The organism is Thermodesulfovibrionales bacterium (assembly GCA_026417875.1).
GTDB lineage: Bacteria > Nitrospirota > Thermodesulfovibrionia > Thermodesulfovibrionales > CALJEL01 > CALJEL01.
In genome coordinates this window covers 1-279 of sequence record JAOACK010000053.1, presented here as the reverse complement: position 1 = coordinate 279, position 279 = coordinate 1, and the positions used below count along the sequence as shown (strand labels likewise).

Below are 279 nucleotides of genomic sequence, written 5' to 3'. Positions count from 1 at the left end.
AAAATATCCTTTATATCCTTTTCTGCCATCCTTCACCTCAAGGAAAATGATAGCCTCGTGATTGTTAATCTATATTACATGTAAAAATTATTTCTCATTCTTCTTCCAAGGGCCTTCCAGTCAATCTTCTGAAGTATCATTGCCTGCGATCGGATGAATTCTTCAGCAAGTTGTGGATTATCTGTATCGTTCAGACCATAAAAAGGAAGTATCTTAAGAAAAGCTTTCTGTACGTATTCTCTTTTTGGAATAAGAATGTCTTCTTTCCTTGTATAATAG

1 protein-coding gene is annotated in these 279 nt (G+C 34.4%); it reads right to left on the bottom strand.

Features of this window, described 5'->3' with window-relative positions; translation table 11 throughout:
* Positions 1-74: 74 nt before the first annotated feature.
* A partial coding sequence (locus N2257_08785) for a hypothetical protein (protein MCX7794477.1) occupies positions 75-279 on the bottom strand: 205 nt, incomplete at its 5' end.